General features: G+C 70.6%; 15 protein-coding genes and 2 pseudogenes. 11 read left to right on the top strand and 6 right to left on the bottom strand.

Annotated elements, in window-relative coordinates; genetic code table 11:
• Window positions 1-62 precede the first annotated feature (62 nt).
• The 3 genes from DZA62_RS06725 to DZA62_RS06715 form a co-directional block, all read right to left on the bottom strand.
• Entirely contained in the window at window positions 63-467 is a 405-nt protein-coding gene (locus DZA62_RS06725; RefSeq protein ID WP_116948080.1) for a pilus assembly protein CpaE, read from the bottom strand.
• 58 nt (window positions 468-525) lie between these two features.
• Window positions 526-1,074 (bottom strand): TIGR03086 family metal-binding protein, encoded by a 549-nt coding sequence (locus tag DZA62_RS06720; protein ID WP_116948079.1) that lies wholly within the window; start codon window positions 1,072-1,074, stop codon window positions 526-528.
• 84 nt (window positions 1,075-1,158) lie between these two features.
• Entirely contained in the window at window positions 1,159-1,950 is a 792-nt protein-coding gene (locus DZA62_RS06715; RefSeq protein WP_116948078.1) for a helix-turn-helix domain-containing protein, read from the bottom strand.
• 69 nt (window positions 1,951-2,019) lie between these two features.
• Here DZA62_RS06715 and DZA62_RS37510 point away from each other — a divergent pair.
• The 6 genes and pseudogenes from DZA62_RS37510 to DZA62_RS06690 all read left to right on the top strand — a co-directional run.
• Window positions 2,020-2,391 (top strand): annotated as a pseudogene (locus tag DZA62_RS37510) (DUF5931 domain-containing protein); the annotation flags it as partial.
• 124 nt (window positions 2,392-2,515) lie between these two features.
• Window positions 2,516-2,944: pseudogene (locus tag DZA62_RS06705) on the top strand (response regulator transcription factor); the annotation flags it as partial.
• Window positions 2,945-2,967: 23 nt separating this feature from the next.
• Complete coding sequence (locus DZA62_RS06700; protein ID WP_116948075.1) at window positions 2,968-4,818, top strand: CocE/NonD family hydrolase; 1,851 nt, start codon at window positions 2,968-2,970, stop codon at window positions 4,816-4,818.
• 101 nt (window positions 4,819-4,919) lie between these two features.
• Entirely contained in the window at window positions 4,920-7,325 is a 2,406-nt protein-coding gene (locus DZA62_RS35550; RefSeq protein WP_157987523.1) for a hypothetical protein, read from the top strand.
• Window positions 7,326-7,445: 120 nt separating this feature from the next.
• Window positions 7,446-7,736, top strand: a complete 291-nt coding sequence (locus DZA62_RS06695) for a YiaA/YiaB family inner membrane protein (protein ID WP_116948074.1) — start codon at window positions 7,446-7,448, stop codon at window positions 7,734-7,736.
• Between the two features lie 76 nt (window positions 7,737-7,812).
• Window positions 7,813-9,009: an AAA family ATPase gene (locus DZA62_RS06690; protein WP_116948073.1), complete on the top strand. Its 1,197-nt coding sequence runs from the start codon at window positions 7,813-7,815 to the stop codon at window positions 9,007-9,009.
• 55 nt (window positions 9,010-9,064) lie between these two features.
• Here the strand turns inward: DZA62_RS06690 and DZA62_RS06685 are convergent, their stop codons facing one another.
• Window positions 9,065-10,147, bottom strand: coding sequence for a globin domain-containing protein (locus tag DZA62_RS06685; RefSeq protein ID WP_198663478.1), 1,083 nt, complete (start codon window positions 10,145-10,147; stop codon window positions 9,065-9,067).
• A 723-nt stretch (window positions 10,148-10,870) separates the two neighbouring features.
• Here DZA62_RS06685 and DZA62_RS06680 point away from each other — a divergent pair.
• Together DZA62_RS06680 and DZA62_RS06675 are read left to right on the top strand one after the other, a co-directional pair.
• A complete protein-coding gene (locus DZA62_RS06680) occupies window positions 10,871-11,311 on the top strand; it encodes an ATP-binding protein (RefSeq protein WP_157987522.1) in 441 nt (146 codons plus the stop codon).
• A gap of 57 nt (window positions 11,312-11,368) precedes the next feature.
• Window positions 11,369-12,286, top strand: a complete 918-nt coding sequence (locus tag DZA62_RS06675) for a DUF5926 family protein (RefSeq protein ID WP_116948070.1) — start codon at window positions 11,369-11,371, stop codon at window positions 12,284-12,286.
• A gap of 204 nt (window positions 12,287-12,490) precedes the next feature.
• On the opposite strand, the gene DZA62_RS06670 is transcribed toward DZA62_RS06675, so the two are convergent.
• Window positions 12,491-13,714: an arginine deiminase gene (locus tag DZA62_RS06670; protein ID WP_116948069.1), complete on the bottom strand. Its 1,224-nt coding sequence runs from the start codon at window positions 13,712-13,714 to the stop codon at window positions 12,491-12,493.
• A 119-nt stretch (window positions 13,715-13,833) separates the two neighbouring features.
• Here DZA62_RS06670 and DZA62_RS06665 point away from each other — a divergent pair, with 119 nt between their 5' ends.
• Both DZA62_RS06665 and DZA62_RS06660 read left to right on the top strand, forming a co-directional pair.
• Entirely contained in the window at window positions 13,834-14,589 is a 756-nt protein-coding gene (locus DZA62_RS06665; RefSeq protein ID WP_116948068.1) for a glycosyltransferase family 2 protein, read from the top strand.
• 20 nt (window positions 14,590-14,609) lie between these two features.
• Window positions 14,610-15,434: an arylamine N-acetyltransferase family protein gene (locus tag DZA62_RS06660; RefSeq protein ID WP_116948067.1), complete on the top strand. Its 825-nt coding sequence runs from the start codon at window positions 14,610-14,612 to the stop codon at window positions 15,432-15,434.
• Window positions 15,435-15,437: 3 nt separating this feature from the next.
• On the opposite strand, the gene DZA62_RS35545 is transcribed toward DZA62_RS06660, so the two are convergent.
• Window positions 15,438-17,744, bottom strand: a complete 2,307-nt coding sequence (locus DZA62_RS35545; protein WP_157987521.1) for a hypothetical protein — start codon at window positions 17,742-17,744, stop codon at window positions 15,438-15,440.
• Window positions 17,745-17,835: 91 nt separating this feature from the next.
• On the opposite strand from DZA62_RS35545, the gene pheA reads away from it, so the two are divergent.
• Entirely contained in the window at window positions 17,836-18,771 is a 936-nt protein-coding gene (pheA, locus tag DZA62_RS06650) for a prephenate dehydratase (RefSeq protein ID WP_116948066.1), read from the top strand.
• Window positions 18,772-18,813 lie beyond the last annotated feature (42 nt).

Genomic DNA, 18,813 nt, shown 5'->3' with positions numbered 1-18,813 from the left:
TTTCGTTGCGCGAGACCCTACTGGTCCAGACCAATCCGCGGCAACCGCCCGTGAATGGCTCGTCAGTCGCCTGTCGCGAGGTGTAGCAGCGCCTTCCCGTAGGCCTCCTCGGCCTCGTCGTCGTCGACCTCGACCAATCGCCCCGCGACGTCCAGCGTCACCCGGTGCCCGTCGTCCGTGCGCTCCAGGCGGACGAACGCGCCGCCGAGCAACTCGCGCAGCCGCTCCTCACCGGGCAGCCACAGCGCGGCCTCCTGCTCGACGCTGTCCAGCGCCCACTCGACGGTGCCGTTGAAGCCGAGCACGCGGCCGCCGCTCGGGAACTCGTGGATGTCGACCACCATGTGGGAGACCACGAAGACCTCGTCGTCCATGCCGCGGTCGGCGATGACGAACCGGTCGCCCGGACGGGGCTCCCACCGCAGCCCCGCCTCGCGCAGCTTCCGGGCCAGCTCGACGGAGATCATGCGTTCATTGTCCCCTGCTGCGCCCGATATCGATGGGCCGCGGGGGTGGGGGATGCGCTCAGCGGCTGCGGCCGAGCAGGCCGAGCAGCCTCGTCTGGTCGTCGGCGTCGTCGGGCACCGGCACGGCGGGACCGCAGACGCCCGGGCGGCGCAGGTTGTCGCCCAGTTGCTCGACCATCGGCAGCAGGTCGGCGACGTCCTCGGCCGGGATGGCGTCGTCGAGGCCGGCGCCGCGAGCGATGTCCCAGCCGTGCACGATGAGGTCGAGGCCGAGGAACCGGTCCGCCGTCGCGGCCACCGTCGTGGGGCCGAACATGCCCTCGTACGGGGTGTCGGCGCGCGCCGGGTCGTCGAGCAGCTCCTGCATGGCGTCGCGGGTGTGTCGCCAGGCGGCCACCGGGTCGTCGGCGGCCGACGGGCCCGCCGGCAGGCTCAGCCCGCCGAGCCGGGCCAGCTCGCCATGCCAGTCGACGAGGTGCGCGACAACGTCGCGGGTGGTCCAGCCCTCGCACGGCGACGGCGACTCCCAGCGATCGGCCGGGACGGACTCGATGCGGCGGGTCAGCACGGCGGCCAGCCGGCGGTAGCGGTCAGCGATGTCGGTCATGGCTCCAGCCTGCGGCGGCCGCGCCGGCGTGGGCTTGTACGGATCCGACATCGGCACTCGGGACCACGCCGCGTGGGCCGAAGGTCACGCCGCCCGGCCGCCGGCTTCAAGCACGCCGTCGACCACCGAGCCGGGGCCGTGCCAGTCGGGCGCCTGGCTCTGCAGCAGCTCGCTGGGCGTGCTGGCGGCGATGCGCCGGCAGTCGTGCGAGAGGTGCGCCTGGTCGCTGTAACCCGCGAGGTGTGCGAGGTCGGCCAGCCCGAGCGCGGCGTTGCCGGGTGCGCGGGCCAGCGCCATGAACCGCTGCAGCCGCAGGATGATGCGCAGCATGGACGGTGGGTAGCCGAACGCGGCGCGGCTGCGGCGCTGCAACTGGCGGTCGGTCAGGCCCGCGGCGTCGGCGAGTTCGGCGATGCTGCTGGACCGCCGGCTCAGCACCCGCACCGTCCACGACGCCAGCGGGTCGGGGCCGTCGGCGCCGGCCAGCCAGCCCCGCGCGGCCGTCGTCAGCAGGGCCAGCCGCCCCTCCTCCGTGCCGGCGTCGGTGACCCGCGTGGCCAGCTCCTTCGCGCTCGGCCCGAGCAGGTCGTCGAGCCCGACCCGGGAGTCGAGCAGCACGTGCGCGGGCGTGCCCAGCAGCCCCGGCGCGACGCCGGGCCGGAACCGCACGCCCACCGCCGCCGTGCCCGGCGGCGTCGTGACCGGCCAGGCCGCGGTCTCGGGCCCGCACACGATGACCCGCCCGTCGGCCAGCCACATGACGTCGATGCACCCGTCGGGCACCAGCAGTTCGACGCCGTCGACCTGCGCCGTCCAGCCGCACACGAGCGCATCGCGCAGCTCGGGCGCGACGGCGACGGGGCGGTACCAGGACATGGCGCCAGCCTAGGGCGTGGCACCGACGGACCTGGGGAAACGTCCGGACCGCTCCCTACGCTGACCCCCGTGGACGCCACGCTGCCGGGCTACGAGGAGCAGTGGTGGCGTGCCCTCGCGGTGTTCCGCACGTTCTCCGTCCTCTATGCGGCCGTCCTCTACGCGTTCGCGCTGGACGACTACCGGCACGTCGCGGCGGGCTGGCTGGTGCTGGCCGGGCTCGGCGGCTGGACGGCGCTGACCTTCGTCCGGTACCAGCGACCGGCCGCCCGGCGCTGGCCGCTGCTCACCGTCGACCTGCTCGTCGCGGCGGCCGCCATCGTGGCGACCCGGCCGCTGCAACTGGAGTCCGCGGTCGAGCGGGGCGCCCAGACGCTGCCGGTCTTCTGGGTGACGGCACCGGTCATCGCGTGGGCGCTGGTGTACGGCTGGGGCGCGGCGTTGCCCGCGGCGGCCGTCATCGGGCTGGCCAACGTGGCCGAGCGGGGCGCCGTCACGCCGGGTGACGGCGTCGAGGTCACCCTGCGGCTGCACCGTCGACGTCACCCGGACGCTCTGCTCGGGGCCGCCGCCGGTGCCGTACGTGCTGGTGCTCTCGGCCAGCGGCGAGCAGGGCGACGTGCTCGACGCGATGAAGGCCGGCGCCACCGGGTACCTCACCAAGTCGGCGACCCGCGAGGAGCTGCTGGCCGCCGTCGAGCGGGCCGGCCGCGGCGAGCCGGTGTTCACGCCCGGGCTGGCCGGGCTCGTGCTGGGCGAGTTCCGTCAGCTCGCGTCCGCCGCGCCCACCCAGGACGTCCTCACGCCGCGCGAGACCGAGGTGCTGCGGCTGGTCGCCACCGGCCGGTCCTACCGGCAGATCGCCGATCAGCTGGTCGTGTCGCACCGCACGGTGCAGAACCACGTGCAGAACATCCTCGGCAAGCTGCATCTCAACAACCGCGTGCAGCTCACCCGGTACGCGATCGAGCACGGTCTCGACGATCTCCGATAGGTTCCTCGATCATGACGGGACGAATGCGCCGTACGCCCCTGTCCGTCCTGATGGCGGCCGCCGCCGTGACGGCGTTCGCCGCCGCCGGAGCGGCCGCGCCGCCAGCACCGTCCGGCGACGCCCCGGCATTCGTGGTCGCCGGCGGCGTGACACAGCCGGTCCACTCGTACACCGACGCCATCCGCGAGTCGGTCTGGGTCGACCTCGGCACCGATCTCGACGACGACGGCGAGACGGACCGCATGGCCGTCGACATCGTCCGGCCGGCCGAGCCCGCGGCGGCCGGGCAGCGGGTCCCCGTCATCATGGACACCAGCCCGTACTACCTCTGCTGCGGCCGCGGCAACGAGGCGCAGCGCAAGACGTACGACGAGAACGGCGACCCCGTCGGCTTCCCCCTCTACTACGACAACTACTTCGTGCCCCGCGGCTACGCCGTCGCTCTGGTCGACGACCTCGGGACGAACCGGTCGACGAGCTGCCCGGACGGCGGCGGCCCGGCCATGACCGGCGCCAGCGCCACCGTCATCGACTGGCTGAACGGCCGCGCCACCGCGTACACGTCGGCCACCGGCGACGAGACCGTCGACGCGACCTGGTCGACCGGCGCGGTCGGCATGATCGGCAAGTCGGCCGACGGCACCGTCGCCAACGGCGTCGCCGCCCTGGGCGTCGACGGACTCCGCACGATCGTGCCGATCGGCGCGGTCAGCTCCTTCTACCACCAGTACAACTCCAACGGCGCCTGGGGCGGCTACCCGCCGCTGCGCAGCGGGCCGCCCAACCTGCTGACGCCCCAGGCCTACGAGCTGTGCGAGCCGTTCTTCCAGGAGCTGGAGACCCGGTTCGGCGACGAGGGCAACTGGACGCGCTACTGGGCCGAGCGTGACTACACCCGCCGCGCGGACCGCGTCGAGGCGAGTGTCTTCCTGGTGCACGGGTTCACCGACCAGGCGGTGCCGTCGGACCACCTGGCCCGCTGGTGGGACGCCCTGTCCGAGGCGGGCGTGCCGCGCAAGCTGTGGCTCACGCAGGCCGGCCACGTCGACCCGTTCGACGTCGACCGGGCACGCTGGGTCGAGACCCTGCACCGCTGGTTCGACCACTGGCTGCTCGACATCGACAACGGCATCGACGACGAGCCGATGGTGTCGATCGAACACGCGCCCGGCACATGGACCGACGAGGCCGACTGGCCGGCCGCCGGGACGCGGGACGTGGCGCTGCGCCCGTCGTCGCCCGGTCTGCTGTCGACGGCGACGGCACCGCCAGGCGACACCGCGGCGTACACGGACGACCCCGAGCAGGACCGCTGGGTCTGGGCCGAGCACCCGGACCAGCCGTCACCGGCCCGCGTGCTGTTCCGGACCGAGCCGCTGGCGTCGGACCTGCGGCTGTCCGGCACCGCGTCGGTGACCGTGCGCGCGTCGTCGACCACGTCCGAGGCGGTGGTGTCGGCGGCACTCGTCGACTACGGACCGGCGACGATCCACGACTACCTGAACCCGGGCTGGGGCATCGAGAACCTCGGCACCCGGTCCTGCTGGGGTGAGAGCACGCCGGCCGACAGCGCCTGCTACCTCGACACCGCCCTCTCCATGCACGACGTCGACCACCACGTCGTGGCCAGCGGCACCGGCGACCTCGGCCACTGGGCGACGCTGTGGCGCCAGCTGCCGCTGCGGCCGGGGCGGGCGCAGACGATCACGTTCGACCTCACCGCCATGGACCACGTCGTCCCGGCCGGTCACCGGATCGGGCTGGTGCTCGCGGGCACCGACTACTGGCGGTCCGGGGCGCCCAGCCAGCTGCCCACCGTCACCGTCGACCTCGCCCGGACGTCGATCGAGCTGCCCGCCGTGGGTGAGCTCTGAGAACGGTGCGGGTTCGACCCTGACCCGACACGCCCCTTTACATGTTAATCGATATCGATCATGATGCATAGACCAGATTGGTCGAATGCAGGGGGTATAAGATGGATCGACCTCTCAACCGCGCCGAGCTCTCCGAAAGGTTTCCTGACCCTGATTGGCGTGAGCGCTTTCTTGAACTTTTGTCAATAGTTACCATTTTGCGCGAGTCGATCATCACGCGCGCGTACAAACCCACCGAAACTCTCAATAATTCCATCGCCTTAAGCGCCGCAGGTAAGCGAGTACGCTCTCAACTGGCTACGAAAGAATCCGTTAACGCCAAGGATGGAAACGTCCTAACCTTCTTGGCGCTTGCACACGCAGAGCTGCTAGTCGATGTCGAAGCGATCGACATCGAGCGGCTAGTCGATGCGATCTCTGAGGAGATACGAGCTGGCTCACTCAAATACCCGCTTCGATTCGGCCGTCAACTCTACGACCGCTTTGCTGAGCTGTTTCCTGACGAAAGAGAGTATCTCGGCCACGACGACACGATTCGACTACTTGAAGGGACACCCCAAGGCGTGTTTCAGTCAGGAAGATACGTCCTGGGACCATTCGGCCTGTTCAGATGTGACCATTCCAGGAGCCTATATCCCACCACTGCTCCGCCGCTGCAGCACTGCGCCGACAGCAGCTGTAAGTCTGTCCATCGAATCCAGCTATCCACAAGCGTTGAGGCCGGCGTCAATCGATCTCGACCAGCTCTGAATAAGGTCCTGAATCAGACAAGTGCCGAACCATCAGCGTGGAGCGGTTTTGTTGCCGATATTATCGACAGCGAAAGCAACCCATACGAACTCGACGGTAGCAATACAATCCCGTACCTCCTCGGGGACGCGTTCAGTGACAATGAGCTAAGAATTCTCACTTGTCATGCAGAGAAGGAGTCTAGGGGAGCGCTCCCCCAGGCCGCACGGAGGCTTGGGCTTTCGAGTCGAGCCGAGGACTACACCGCACCATTAGATCGGGCTCAACTTCTTCAGCTGTTATTCTTACTGGATAATACAACCCTGCGGGAAATCGTCGACTCTGCCGTCCGCAATTCGGTGATTAACGTCTCAGCCGGAGAGGTTCGTCGGCCACGCGTTAACACCTCCACGAGGACCGGGGCCTGGAATCTGCGCCCACAATTGAGTCGCCTCGGTATGCGGGAGGTAGGGGCAGACTCGGCCCTGCCATTGCTGCGCCTCTCGATGCACGCACGCGAGCTTTTCAATATTGAATCTGCACAGGATATGGACGATCTCACCTGGATCTTGCGCGAAGTAGACGGCGACACCCCGTACCGAAGGTTGGAAGAATTTCTCAGGACGGCGGAGCCACCGCGGGTGGTAGACGCTCTAATCTTTGCTAGGCGGTCAAACGCCATACGCGTATGCTCCGCCTTAAACGTGCCGGTGCATCAGGCTGATAGCGATATCCGTGATGGAATCCTCTGGAAACTCGGCTTCCCCCTACCTAAGACAATCGATCTTCGTGATAGGTATTGGGGCCTCCATGACGATCTTGAGGCCATTGCTACAACGGCAAACGTAGATTTGTCTGCAACGGCCGAGGGCCTTCGAGCGGCCGCGTCGGACTATTTCGTATGCTTAGAACGATTCCTGTTTGATTCCCTTGTCTTCGCAGCCTGGGCACTCTTGAATGATCACTACACTAGCGATCAGCCTTATGTATATCTCCCGCAGGCCGCGCGCCGATTTGCGATCACCGCTCTCGGAGATATGCCCGAAGGAGCAACTGGCGAATTAACGGATGAACCCGTTCTGAGCCAGGTCGTCGAAGGGTTTAGTCGGCTCGCAAAGCTTCTAAAGAAGTTGCGTGAGGAAGAGTCCCAACACGTGCGCGATCGCGCCGAGCGACCGAAGTTCTCGGATAAGACCTCGTTGCAAAAGTTTCCATTCCAACACACCAAACCATTCCTCGACCTACTTGCCGAGTCCCAGGTGCAACTCATAGAAGTGCTTTCCGAGGTCGCGGGCGACCTGAATGCCTCGGGGATTATGACGGCGAGAAACGGCCTGCTACATGCCAAGACGCGGGTTCCCACGATCGGCGAGGTGACTGAATTGCTCGCAAGAGCACGGAAGGCGCTGGACAGCCTCGAGAAAATCGGGTGTGTTCGCAGTACCTTCTCTATGGCATCTAGCAGCGTCGACCGATGGGGACATGCGACCACTACGCTCCGTTCTGGGGATAGGACGATTTCGTTTTCCTCGCCATCTTCCTATGAATGGCTCGGGTTGCCTGACCTGAGGGGGAGGCAGTATCTCGTGCACGGCGCTCTATTCGCGGCACCGAACGAGATGTTGCGATTCTCGGAGGGCTTCGAGACGGAGTTTCAGGAGTACTGGCAGTACTTTCCGCGACGCCCACAACCGGGAAGCAGGGTTGGGTCTAACGAGTCGGAATCGCTCGCCACGCCGCTCGAAGCCGGCACTCACACGACGTCTCGCGCCGGCTGAGCCGAGAGCGAGGTATCTCTTGGCGTCACAATGCTCAAGAATCCGCCTGAGTACGCGTACCCAGGCGGGTTGAGCGCCGGCGCTCAGGACGGGCCGGTATGGCAGCGGCGCAGTGCTGACATGACCACCGCGCCGCCTTCCACCAGGAACACCACCGCGTTCTACGTCCAGGCGATCGCATCGTTCGCGATCGCGCTGGTCACGGTCGTCGTCGGCATCCTCTACCTCGACATCGGCCCCTGGGTGCGGGCCTTCCTCGGCCTCGGCACCATCTACCTCGTGACGTCGGCGTTCACGCTGGCCAAGTGCATCCGCGACCAGCAGGAGGACACCGCGCTGGTGAAGCGGCTGGACCAGGCCCGGGTCGACAAGCTGATCGCCGAGCACGATCCGTTCCGTGAGCCCGTTTGACCAGATTCGCGACACGCCTATGGTGTCGTCTAGCGAAATCTACGACCCCCGCTAGACGACACCATAGAGTCCGATCATGGACCCGGTGCGCAATCCCTACGCTCCCGGCGCCGGTCAGCGCCCGCCCGAGCTGGCCGGCCGCGACCGCGAGCTGCAGCAGTTCGACGTCGTGCTGGAGCGGATCGCGCGGGGGCGGCCGGAGCGCTCGCTCGTCCTCACCGGCTTGCGCGGCGTCGGCAAGACGGTGCTGCTGAACGCACTGCGGTCGCAGGCGATCGGACGCATGTGGGGCACCGGGAAGATCGAGGCGCGGCCCGACCAGTCGCTGCGCCGGCCGCTGGCCAGCGCGCTGCACATGGCGGTGCGCGAGCTGACTCCGCGGCACCGCGACCCTGACCGCGTCGACGGCTTCCTCGGCGTGCTCAAGGCGTTCGCGCTGCGCTCGGCCGGCGACGACGCCAAGCTGAGGGACCGCTGGCAGCCGGGCATCGACGTGCCGGCGGCGACGGGGCGCGCCGACACCGGCGACATCGAGGTCGACCTCGTCGAGCTGCTGGTCGACGCGGCCGGAGTGGCCCGCGACGTCGGGGTGGGCATCGCGCTGTTCGTCGACGAGATGCAGGACATCCCCGCGCCGGACGTGTCGGCGCTGTGCGCGGCCTGCCACGAACTGTCCCAGCAGGGGCTGCCGCTGGTCGTGGTCGGCGCGGGACTGCCGCACCTGCCCGCCGTCCTGTCGGCGTCGAAGTCCTACTCCGAGCGGCTGTTCCGGTACGTGCGCATCGACCGGCTGGACCGCGAGGCCGCCGACCGCGCGCTGGTCGCACCGGCCGAGGACGAGGGCGTGACGTACGAACCGGCGGCCCTCGACGCGCTCTACGCGGCGACCGAGGGCTACCCGTACTTCGTCCAGGCCTACGGCAAGGTCACGTGGGACAACGCGCCCACCGACCCGATCGGCGCCGACGACGTCCGCATGGCCGCGCCGGAGGCCCAGGCCGAGCTGGCGGTCGGCTTCTTCGGCTCGCGCTACGAGCGGGCCACGCCGGCCGAGCGCGAGTACCTGCGCGCCATGGCCGCGCTCTCCGACCACACCCACGGCGTCGTCCCCACGTCCGACGTCGCCACCTACCTCGGCCGCAAGCCGTCGTCGCTGTCGCCGGCCCGCGACTCGCTGATCAAGAAAGGGCTGGTGTACTCCGCCGAGCGCGGCACCATCGCGTTCACGGTGCCGCACTTCGGCATCTACCTGCGCAAGCACGCCGCCGTCTGACCGTGCATCGGGTCGTCTACGACTGTCTAGCGCGAGAACTAGAGAACGCTAGACCTCACCAGAGACCGTAATCGTCGACGACGATCTGCTCGTCGGGGACGCCCTGCGCGCGCAGCCGCTCGAGACTGGTCGCCACCATGCCGGTGGGCCCGGCGACGTAGACGCGGTGCTTCCGCCAGTCGCCGTAGGCGGAGACGATGTTGCCCATGAGGTCGGGGCTGCGGTCGGTGGGCCCGTCGGGCGAGACCACCGGCACGACGGTCAGCCGCCGGTAGCGGACCCCGATCGACTCCAGGTGCGGCAGCGCGTACAGGTGGTCGCGATCGCGGCCGGCATAGAAGACGTGCACCCGCCGGCCGTCCTGACGCTGCTCGAGTTCCTGCAGTGTGGCCAGCACCGGCGCGATGCCGGTACCGCCGGTGATGCAGAGCAGGTCGTGTTCGGACCGCGGTGTCGCGACGTCGTGCCCCTGCGGGGCGCCGAGGTGCAGGATGTCGCCGGGCTCCGTGCGCCACACCAGCGCGCTGCTGACCCAGCCGGCGCCGACGGTGCGGACGTGGAACTCGAGCAGGCCGTCGTCGCGCGGGGCGGAGGCCATGGAGTAGGCACGCCAGATCTTCGGCCGCCGCGGCGTGGTCAGGTAGACGTACTGGCCGGGCCGATACGGATAGTCCGTATGCGGCCGGACCTGCATGATCGCGAGATCGTCGAGGATGCGCCGGTGGTAGACGACCTCGGCGTCCCACCACGGCGGCGAGATGACGGCGTCGCGGCGGGCGGCGCCGACCATGACCGCCGCGATGCGGTCGTAGGCCTCGATCCAGGCCGACTCGAAGCGCGGCGTCCAATCGTCGCCGAGCGCACGTCGGATGGCGAGCACGAGCGCCGTGCCGACCGGGGCGTAGTGCTCGTCGATGACGCCGAACTTGCGGTGGTCGCGGCCCAGCGCCTCGAGGTACGGCACGAGGGTCTCGCGGTCGTCGGCATTGCCGACGATGCGCACCAGGGCGCCCACCAGCCGCGACCGCTGCACCGCCATACCGGCGCCGAACAGGTCGCGTGACTCGGGCGCGATGGTGAACAGCTGGGCGTAGAAGTCGGCACCGATCGCGTCGAGGTGGTCCTCGACGAGGGCCATGCTCTGGCGCAGAGCCTCACTGTCGAGCCCCGTGCTGTTGACTGGCTGAGGTTCCAGTGCTCGCTCCGGCTCTGCCTCGGTTGCTGCTGCCGCACCGGCCCCTGACTCGCCGTCGGGCGACGGGGTGTCCTCACCGGCCGGACCCGACAGAGTGTCACTCGCCTCGTCGGTATCCGCAACCGTGGCCGCGCCGTTCTGCAGCGGCGGCAGCGGAACGCCGGGTTCGAACCACGACACGCCGCCATGCGTGTCGGCGCGTCCGGGCACGGCGGCACCGGTAGCGTCGACAATGGCGTCGCCCGACGCTCCCCCGGTCCGCTCCCCTTCCGCCCCACGTTGTCCCGAAGACCGGGAGTGAGTCCACATCGTCATCCTCTCCGCCCCGCTCTAACCTAGCGGTCGATCCGCAACTTCGGCACGGAAGGAAGAGTCACGGCCGGACATATGCGTGCGATGAGGGCATCCCGATCAAGGGGCCACGACCCCGCCGGCACCGCAAGATCAGGCAAATGCGCTGGTGATCAACGGTGTGACGGCCACAGGCCGGTCACCAGCGCACTCTGCACCGAAACGGGAGATTCAGCGAACTCTCATCTCAACATATGGACGTGATCCCGTGGCGAATGGTTCACTGTCGGGAGGTTTGGCAGAGTCGTGCAGTGGGCACCACTGGATGCGGGTGGCGTGGGTCCGGTGAAGGGAGATCTACCAGTGGGTCGAGTCGTGGCCACGAGGCGTGAGGCCCGATCCAACAGCGCACGCGCCGTCGAGCTGACCGGTGAGGTCAGCAACGTCCCACACGCTCGCCATCTGGTCGCGGAGGATCTCCGCAACACCAACGTCTCGCCCACGGTCATCGAGAACGCACTCGTCGTGGTCACCGAACTGGTCACCAACGCCATCCTGCACGCGCAGCCGCTGTCGCTCAGCGGCACCCGCACCGGGGTCGTGCTGCAGTGGGCGGTCCTCGGCGACGACGTCCTCATCGAGGTCAGCGACGGCGGCGGCTCCGAGCGCCCGCGGGTGCGCCAGCCCACGTCCACCGAGGACCAAGGCCGCGGCCTGTCCATCGTCGACGCCATCGCCCGCGAGTGGCGAGTGCGCTCCGAACCCGGCCGGGTGACGGTGCACGCCGTCGTCGGCCCGTGGAACCCCGCCGTCTGACGTCATGACGACGTCCGGCTCACACCCGGCAGCCGGAACCGGCTACCCTCGCCTGTCGTGAGTGCCACTACCGAAGTTCCCGTCGTCGGCCCCCGCCAGCCCTGCCCGTGCGGCTCGGGCAAGCGCTACAAGGTCTGCCACGGCAAGCAGGCCCGCGAGGCCGAGCGGCAGTACGTCGTCCGCCCGTTCGCCGGCCTGCCGGGCGAGTGCGACTGGGTGGCCATGCGCGAGATCGTCTCGGCCGCGACGGCGCCGCTGCGGCTGGCCTCCGGCGACGACCGGTCCGTCGTGGTGTGCACGCTGCTGCCGGGCGCGTTCCCGGCGCTGGTGCGCGAGAACGGCGAGGTCCTGCTGGCCCTGCAGACCATGACGTCCACCGGCGACCCCGCCGCCGACCTCGGCCACACGCTGGCCGCGGCGCTCGAGACCGAGCCCGGCTCGACGGTGAGCCCGGCTCCGCGGACGTCCGGCACGCCGCGGCTGCACGACCTCATCGACACCGACGCGGAATTCCGGGTCACGGTTCACGACGGATTCGACTACTGGTTGGATCCCGAGTCGGACACCGGTTCCGAGGCTCGGGCGGCGCTCGAGGAGGCCAATTCGGCCATCGTTCCGGCGGCCAGGCTGGAATCGGTCGAGGCGGCCTACTGGTGCAGCCTCGGCGACCGCGACCAGGTCCGCTGGGTGCTCCCGTACGACGAGGAGCCGCTGCTCGACGGCCTGGCCCGGCTGCATGCCGCCGGCGACGACACCCTCGGCGAGGGCACCCGGCTGCTCGGCACGTTCCGCGCCGCCGGACTCCTCGTGCCGGTGTGGGATCTGGTCGACGGCACGCCCGCCGAAGCCGTCGAGGAACCCGCCGCCGCGCTGGGCGAACGCCTCGCCGCGGCGGTGGCCGAGAAGGCACCGCTGACGTCCGAGCAGCGCCGCGCGCGAGCCGGTCTGGCCAACCGTCAGGTGACAATTCGCTGACGCGGGCACCGGCGGCAAGGAGAAGACCCCGACCGCTCACGACGGGGGAACACGAGCGACCGGGGCCTTCTTCGCAGCTTACCGCCTTTCCGGGGGAGAAGTTCCCTCGTATGACGACTTCTTCGGATTCATTCCGTTACGGTCTGGTATCGACTGGTCTGTGCCGATGTAGAAACGGTGCCGTGGCGCGAGGTAGCGGCGTCGTCAACGGTCGCTCGGCGCCGCGGAGTCGCGCCGGATCGGGCACGACATGCAGCGCGGCCCGCCCCGCCCGGAGCCGAGTTCGCTGCCGGGGATGCGCAGCACCTCGATGCCGGCGTCCTCGAGCCGGGCGTTGGTCTCGGTGTTGCGTTCGTAGGCGACGGCCAGCCGCGGTCCGACGGCGAGCGTGTTGTTGCCGTCGTCCCATTGCTCGCGCTCGGCGGTGACGGGGTCGAGGCCGGTCTCGACGATGCGCAGCGCGTCGATGCCCATGGCCACCGCGGCCGCGTCGACGAACGGCGCCGGCTCGGCCTCGATGACGAGGTCGCCGCCGGCCCAGCGCAGCGCGACCGCCGTCAGCTCGTCGGCGACGTTCGGATACATGACGATCGCGTCGTGGTCGACCATCGTCATGACGGTGTCGAGGTGCATCGTCGCGCGGTCCTGCGCGATCGGCACGGCCAGGACGGTGTGCGCCAGCCCGGCGCCCAGCACGTTGCGGGCCAGCCGCTCGACGCCGGCCGGGGTGGTCCGCTCGCCGGTGCCGACGGCCACGACACCGGGTGCGAGCAGCAGCACGTCGCCGCCTTCGAGGTTCTCCAGCTCCGGCCCGTACACCTCCGGCACGCCGGCGAAGCGCGGGTGGTGCCGATAGATCGCCGACGTCAGGCTGGTCTCGCGGCGCCGCGCGGCCATGGCGAGGCTGGTGACCGCCACGTGGTCGCCGATGCGGACACTGGAGTCGCGGGTGAACAACAGGTTGGGCAGCGGGTCGATGACGAAGTCGTGCGGGTTCATCAGCCGATACGTCAGCCCGCGGCCGTCGCGCAGCTCGTCGTGCGCCAGCCCGGCCACGAGCACCTGCGCGAGGTCGTCCGGATGCAGCCCGCCGAGGTGCGCCCGGAGAACGTCGCGCAGGGTGTCGCCGTGGCGCGGATCGGCCAGCGCCGCCTCGATGCACTCGTGCCGTGCGGCGTCGCCTGTCAGCGTCTGCGCCAGCAGGTCGGCGAGGTACAGCACCTCGACGTCGCGGCCACGCAGCACGTCGGCGAAGGCGTCGTGCTCGTCCTGCGCGCGGCCGACCCACGGGATGCCGTCGAACAGCAGCTTGTCGTTGTTGCGCGGCGTGAGCCGCTTCAGCTCCGGACCGGGCCGGTGCAGCATGACGGTGCGCAGCCGCCCGACCTCGGAGTCGGCGGCGTCGACGGTGGACGCGGGCGTGGTCATCGAGATCAGAGGCTACGCGAGCGACAGGCGGGTTGACCCGTTACCACGACACCGGCACGATCTCGTCGAGTCCGACGTCAGACCTCGCGACCGGCTGCCACCCTCTATTCTTGGCGCACATGACCACCGAGGACCCCCGAGCCGACGGCGTCGCCGCGATCATCCCGGCCAAGGACGAGCAGGACCGCATCGCGGCCACCGTCGAGGCCACGAAGAGCATCCCGGGGGTCGACCTCGTCGTCGTGGTCGACGACGGCTCCACCGACCGCACCGCCACGACGGCCACCGAGGCAGGCGCCGTCGTCGTCGGGCACGCCCGCAACCGGGGCAAGGCCGCCGCCATGGAGACCGGCGCCACGGCGCTGGCCGCCATCGAGGCGCGCGAGGCGTCGCGCACCGTGCCGCGCGCGTTGCTCTTCCTCGACGCCGACCTGGAGTCGACGGCGGGCCACGCCCGGCCGCTGGTCGACCCGGTGCTGGCCGGCGAGGCCGACATGACCATCGGTGTGCTCCCCGCTCAGCGCACCGAGGGCGGCGGCCGCGGGCTGGTGGTCGACCTCGCCCGCAACGGCATCGAACGGGCCACCGGCTGGACCGCGACGCAGCCGCTGTCCGGGCAGCGCTGCCTCACCAGGGCCGCGTTCGAGGCCGCGCTGCCGCTGGCCGAGGGGTTCGGCGTCGAGACCGGGCTCACCATCGACCTGCTGCGGGCCGGCTTCCGTGTCGTCGAGGTCGACGTCGAGTTCCACCACCGGGTCACCGGCACCGACCTCAAGGCCCAGTTGCACCGAGGCAAGCAGTACGCACACGTCATGCGGGCGCTGGTCACGCGTGGCATCCGGCCGTCGGCGCCGGCCCGGTTCCGCCGCGTCTGACCACGCACTACCGTGGGGGAATGGCGGCTGACCCCTGGGAGACCGAGCGGCTCGACCTCACCGGCTACCTGGCGCGGCTCGGCATCCCGGCACGCGAGCCCAGCCGTCACGCGCTCGACGAACTGCACGAGGCGCACGTCCGCACGTTCACGTTCGACAACATCGACGTGCTGCTCGAGCAGCATCCGGGCGTCGGCCTCGACGCCGTGCAGGCGAAGTTCGCCGGCCGCGGCCGGGGCGGCTACTGCTTCGAGCACGCCACGATCGTCGCCGCGGCGCTGCAGCGGCTCGGCTACGACGTCGTCAGGCACCTCGGCCGCGTCGGCGACCCCGCCGCCGGCACCCAGCAGGGCCGCAGCCACATGGTCGTCGAGGTGCGGCTGGACGGCCGGCGGCTGCTCTGCGACCCCGGATTCGGCATGGGCCTGCTGCGGCCGGCCCCGCTGACCGACGGCGCCGAGTCCGACCAGGACGGCTGGCCCTATCGCGTCGTCAGCGCCGGCGACGGCCTCTGGGGCCTGCAGCGCTACCGCGAGGCGGGCTGGGAGCTGGCCCACACGACCGACGAGTTCGAGGTCAAGCCCATCGACATCGTCATGTCGCACCACTACACCAGCACGTTCCCGGGCATCCACTTCCGGTCCGGCCTCATGGTCGGCAAGCACCTGCCCGGCCGGCACGTCATGGTCACGCACCAGACGGTGACGGTCCGCAGTCCGGGCGAGCCGACCGAGCACCGGGCGCTGCGCGACGGCGAGCTGGCCGAGTGGCTGCGGGTGCTCGAGGTGCCGCTCACCGCGGACGAGGAGGCTCGGCTGCTGGAGCGCGTCGCGGCGCTCGGCTGACGTCTACGACGACGGCGTCAGCAGCTCGCGTTCGGCGCGCGAAGGGGCCGGAGCCTGCCCCTGAGCCGCCGCGACCGCCGCCATGCCCAGCGGCACACCGACCGTCAGCAGCAGCGCCGGCACGATGATGCCGGAGTCGTTGGCGGCGAATCCGGCGGCGCCGGTGAGCAGCGCCGACCACACGAGGTACCGGAACAGCGACCAGTGCTGCACCGTGCGGCTCACCGCGTTCTCGCCGTCGGGCCGGACCAGCCACAGGATCAGCAGGTACGCCAACGGCACCAGCCAGCCGTAGATGGGCCAGCGTTCCAGCGTGCCGAGAGACGCCTCGGCCTTCCGGAAGATCACCGTCAGCGCGTCGCCGGAGAGCACGTCGGCGAAGAAGCTGCCGAAGTGGGTGCGCGAACCGGCCGGCCGCAGCCAGTCGAGGAAGGCGAACAGCCCGAACAGCGCGGTCGCGCCGGCGCCGGCGAGCAGCAGCCGAGTGAGCGTGATGCGGGCGCCGAGCGTGCCGAGCACGAGCACGGCGAAGCCGGGGATGGCGGCCAGGATGCCGCCGACGTCGGCGCCGGCCTGCGGCGCGCCGTCGATGACCACGGCGACCATGCCGACGACGGCGACCGCGCCCGCGGCGAACCGCCGGGACCGGCCGGTGTCGATCAGCCACTGGCCCAGCGCCGCCGCGGCGACCAGGCTGGCCACGACGAAGATCGCGAACGGGATGTTGCCGAAGCCGTAGAACCGGCCCGCCACCAGTGGCGACAGCCCCAGCAGACTGGACTGCTGCAGGCTCGACCCGCTGGCGACGTCGACCGCCAGCACCGTGGCCGTCACGCCGGCCACCACGCCGGGCGGCCCGTAGACACGGCGGCGCCACGGCCCGGCCAGCGCGACGATCGTCAGCGCGACCGTGCCCACCACGATCGACGTCCACAGGACGGTGTTGGGCTGGTCGTAGCGCCACCACCGAATGATGTTGGCGAGGTACGACGCCACCGGCGCGGCCGCCACCAGGACGGACACCACCTGCACGACGCGCAGGACGGCCGGCCGGAACGAGACGCCGCGCCGAAGCGCCAGCAGCGCCGCCGCGCACACGACCACCAGCAGCCCGCCGAGGATCTGGAAGAACGGCCCGGACTGGTCGCGGTAGATGGCCGACGCGCGGTCGACCCCGATCAACTCGGAGACCGTGGCCGCGGAGCTGCCCGGGTGGGGGCCGGCCGGGCGCCACGGCCGCCCGACGACGTCCTGTGCGGGGTCTTCGGCGCCGGCGTAGGTGAGCAGGGTCGGCGCGATGTCGGTCAGCTGCACCAGCCCCGGCCACAGCGTCGACGACGAGGTGAGCCAGTTGGGCCCGAAGGTGCCGCCGTCGGCGACCGGGCCCAGGGCCAGCGCCGCCCGCAGCCCGGCCGGCGGGACCGGCGTCGGCTCATCGGGCAGCGGGGCCGGGGTGCCGACGCTGTCGGACAGCCCGGCGATCATCAGAGCGGTGTCGGGCGGCAGCTGGTCGATGATGCGCCGGACCTGCTGGTCGATATTCGCGGCGGCCTGCTGCCGGGCGTCGAGGGCGGCCTGGACCGTGAGCTCGTCGCTGCCGTTGGGCGCGGGGTTCGGCAGCCCACCGAGGTCGACCACGGTGACGGGGCACTGGTTCAGCACCCCGGCGCCGACGTCGCCGGAGACCTGGTGGTAGGCCGGGACGCGGCCGGTGGAGTCGGCCAGCGCCAGCGCCGCGCCCGGCCCGACCGCCGTGGCGCACACGCCAGTCTCGGCCAGCCGGTCGCCGAGCAGGCCGATCTCGGCGTTGTAGGAGTTGTCGTCCTGTTGCTGCTGCAGCAGCTCCCAGCCGGGAACGACGACGCCAGGGCCGTCGGGCGCGGCCGTGGGCTCCGGCGGCTGGCGGCAGAAGCGGTCGTTCTCGCCGTCGGCGTCGGTGTCGAGGAGGTCGGTGGCACGGCGCCCGGAGCTCACCGACAGCCAGCCGTCGACCACACAGGTGCGGGTGCGGGCGGTGCGGACGGTCAGTGAGCCGGCCGCCTCGGAGCCGGCGAGGTCGTAGAGCGTGGGTGTGCCCTCGGCGGTGATGTCGGGCCACGACAGGCCGGGGATGCCGAGGAAGACGACCCGCTGCTGCTCGTCGGACGTGGTGGCGGGCGGCGGCGTCTCGGCGGCCGCCGGCGACGCCGTCAGGAGCGGCACGAGAAGGGCGAGGAACGCGACCGCGAGCGCGCCGAGGCGAGCCCGCCCCGCCCGCACCCGGAGCCGTAAGGCGCCGGGGTGCGTGCCGGTGCTGCCTGCGCGCTCCACGTCCATCATGGTCGACCGTATCCGCACCAGCCCGATCCGAAGGCAACGACAGTGCTAATTGTGGCCAGGCTGACACACTAGGCTGCTGAACATGACCGATCGTTACGCCTACCTGGGCCCGGAGGCGACCTTCACCGAGGCGGCCGCTCTCCGCTTTCCCGCCCTGGCCGGCGCGACGCTGGAGCCGTCGGCGACGGTGCACGCCGCCATCCACGCCGTGCGTACCGGCGAGGTGACCGGCGCCGTCGTCCCAGTCGAGAACTCAGTCGAGGGGTCGGTCAACGCCACGCTCGACGAACTGATCCGCGGCGAGCCGCTCGACATCACCGCCGAGGTGCTGCTGCCGGTCACGTTCACCCTGCTCGCCCGGCCCGGTACGGACCTCGCCGACGTCCGGCACATCGTCACGCACCCGGTGGCCGAGGCCCAGTGCCGCGCGTGGGTCACAGCGAAGCTGCCCAACGCCGTCATCTCGCTGGGGCCGTCCACGGCGGCCGCGGCGGCCTCCGTCGCCAACCGCACGCCGGGCCCCGATGGCACCGTCTACGACGCCGCCATCGCCGCGCCGCTGGCCGGCGAGCGCTACGGCCTCGCCGCCCTCGCCGCCGACATCGGTGAAGACTCCGACGCCGTCACCCGGTTCGTGCTCGTCACCCGGCCGGGGAAGCCGGGCCGGCCCACCGGCTCCGACAAGACCACCCTCGTCGCCTTCATCCGCGACGACCACCCCGGCGCGCTGCTCGAGATCCTCGAGCAGTTCTCCGCCCGCGGGGTCAACCTCACCCGCATCGAGTCGCGGCCCACCGGCAACGGCATGGGGCGCTACTGCTTCGCCATCGACGTCGAGGGCCACGTCGCCGACGCCCGGGTGGGCGAGGCGATGATGGGCCTGCGGCGGGTGTGCGCCAACGTCCGCTTCCTCGGCTCCTACCCCCGCGCCGACGGCGTCCGGCCCCCGGTGCTGCCCGGCACCTCCAACGGCGACTTCGACGACGCCGCCACCTGGCTGGCCCGGCTGCGCGGCTGATCCGTCGGCTGCGCGCCCCGGTCCGGCGGCCCTGCCCGGAGA

Source organism: Jiangella endophytica (assembly GCF_003427025.1).
Taxonomy (GTDB): domain Bacteria; phylum Actinomycetota; class Actinomycetes; order Jiangellales; family Jiangellaceae; genus Jiangella; species Jiangella endophytica.
The sequence above is the reverse complement of the archived record's forward strand: the minus strand, read 5'-3'. Positions and strand labels throughout refer to the sequence as shown.

What these genes read in the sequence shown, in the direction of transcription:
- DZA62_RS06725 (WP_116948080.1), bottom strand. Translation starts at nt 467, where the DNA reads ATGATCTCCGTCGAGCTGGCCCGGAAGCTGCGCGAGGCGGGGCTGCGG.
- DZA62_RS06720 (WP_116948079.1), bottom strand. Translation starts at nt 1,074, where the DNA reads ATGACCGACATCGCTGACCGCTACCGCCGGCTGGCCGCCGTGCTGACC.
- DZA62_RS06715 (WP_116948078.1), bottom strand. Translation starts at nt 1,950, where the DNA reads ATGTCCTGGTACCGCCCCGTCGCCGTCGCGCCCGAGCTGCGCGATGCG.
- DZA62_RS06700 (WP_116948075.1), top strand. Translation starts at nt 2,968, where the DNA reads ATGCGCCGTACGCCCCTGTCCGTCCTGATGGCGGCCGCCGCCGTGACG.
- DZA62_RS35550 (WP_157987523.1), top strand. Translation starts at nt 4,920, where the DNA reads ATGGATCGACCTCTCAACCGCGCCGAGCTCTCCGAAAGGTTTCCTGAC.
- DZA62_RS06695 (WP_116948074.1), top strand. Translation starts at nt 7,446, where the DNA reads ATGACCACCGCGCCGCCTTCCACCAGGAACACCACCGCGTTCTACGTC.
- DZA62_RS06690 (WP_116948073.1), top strand. Translation starts at nt 7,813, where the DNA reads ATGGACCCGGTGCGCAATCCCTACGCTCCCGGCGCCGGTCAGCGCCCG.
- DZA62_RS06685 (WP_198663478.1), bottom strand. Translation starts at nt 10,147, where the DNA reads ATGGCCCTCGTCGAGGACCACCTCGACGCGATCGGTGCCGACTTCTAC.
- DZA62_RS06670 (WP_116948069.1), bottom strand. Translation starts at nt 13,714, where the DNA reads ATGACCACGCCCGCGTCCACCGTCGACGCCGCCGACTCCGAGGTCGGG.
- DZA62_RS06665 (WP_116948068.1), top strand. Translation starts at nt 13,834, where the DNA reads ATGACCACCGAGGACCCCCGAGCCGACGGCGTCGCCGCGATCATCCCG.
- DZA62_RS06660 (WP_116948067.1), top strand. Translation starts at nt 14,610, where the DNA reads ATGGCGGCTGACCCCTGGGAGACCGAGCGGCTCGACCTCACCGGCTAC.
- pheA (WP_116948066.1), top strand. Translation starts at nt 17,836, where the DNA reads ATGACCGATCGTTACGCCTACCTGGGCCCGGAGGCGACCTTCACCGAG.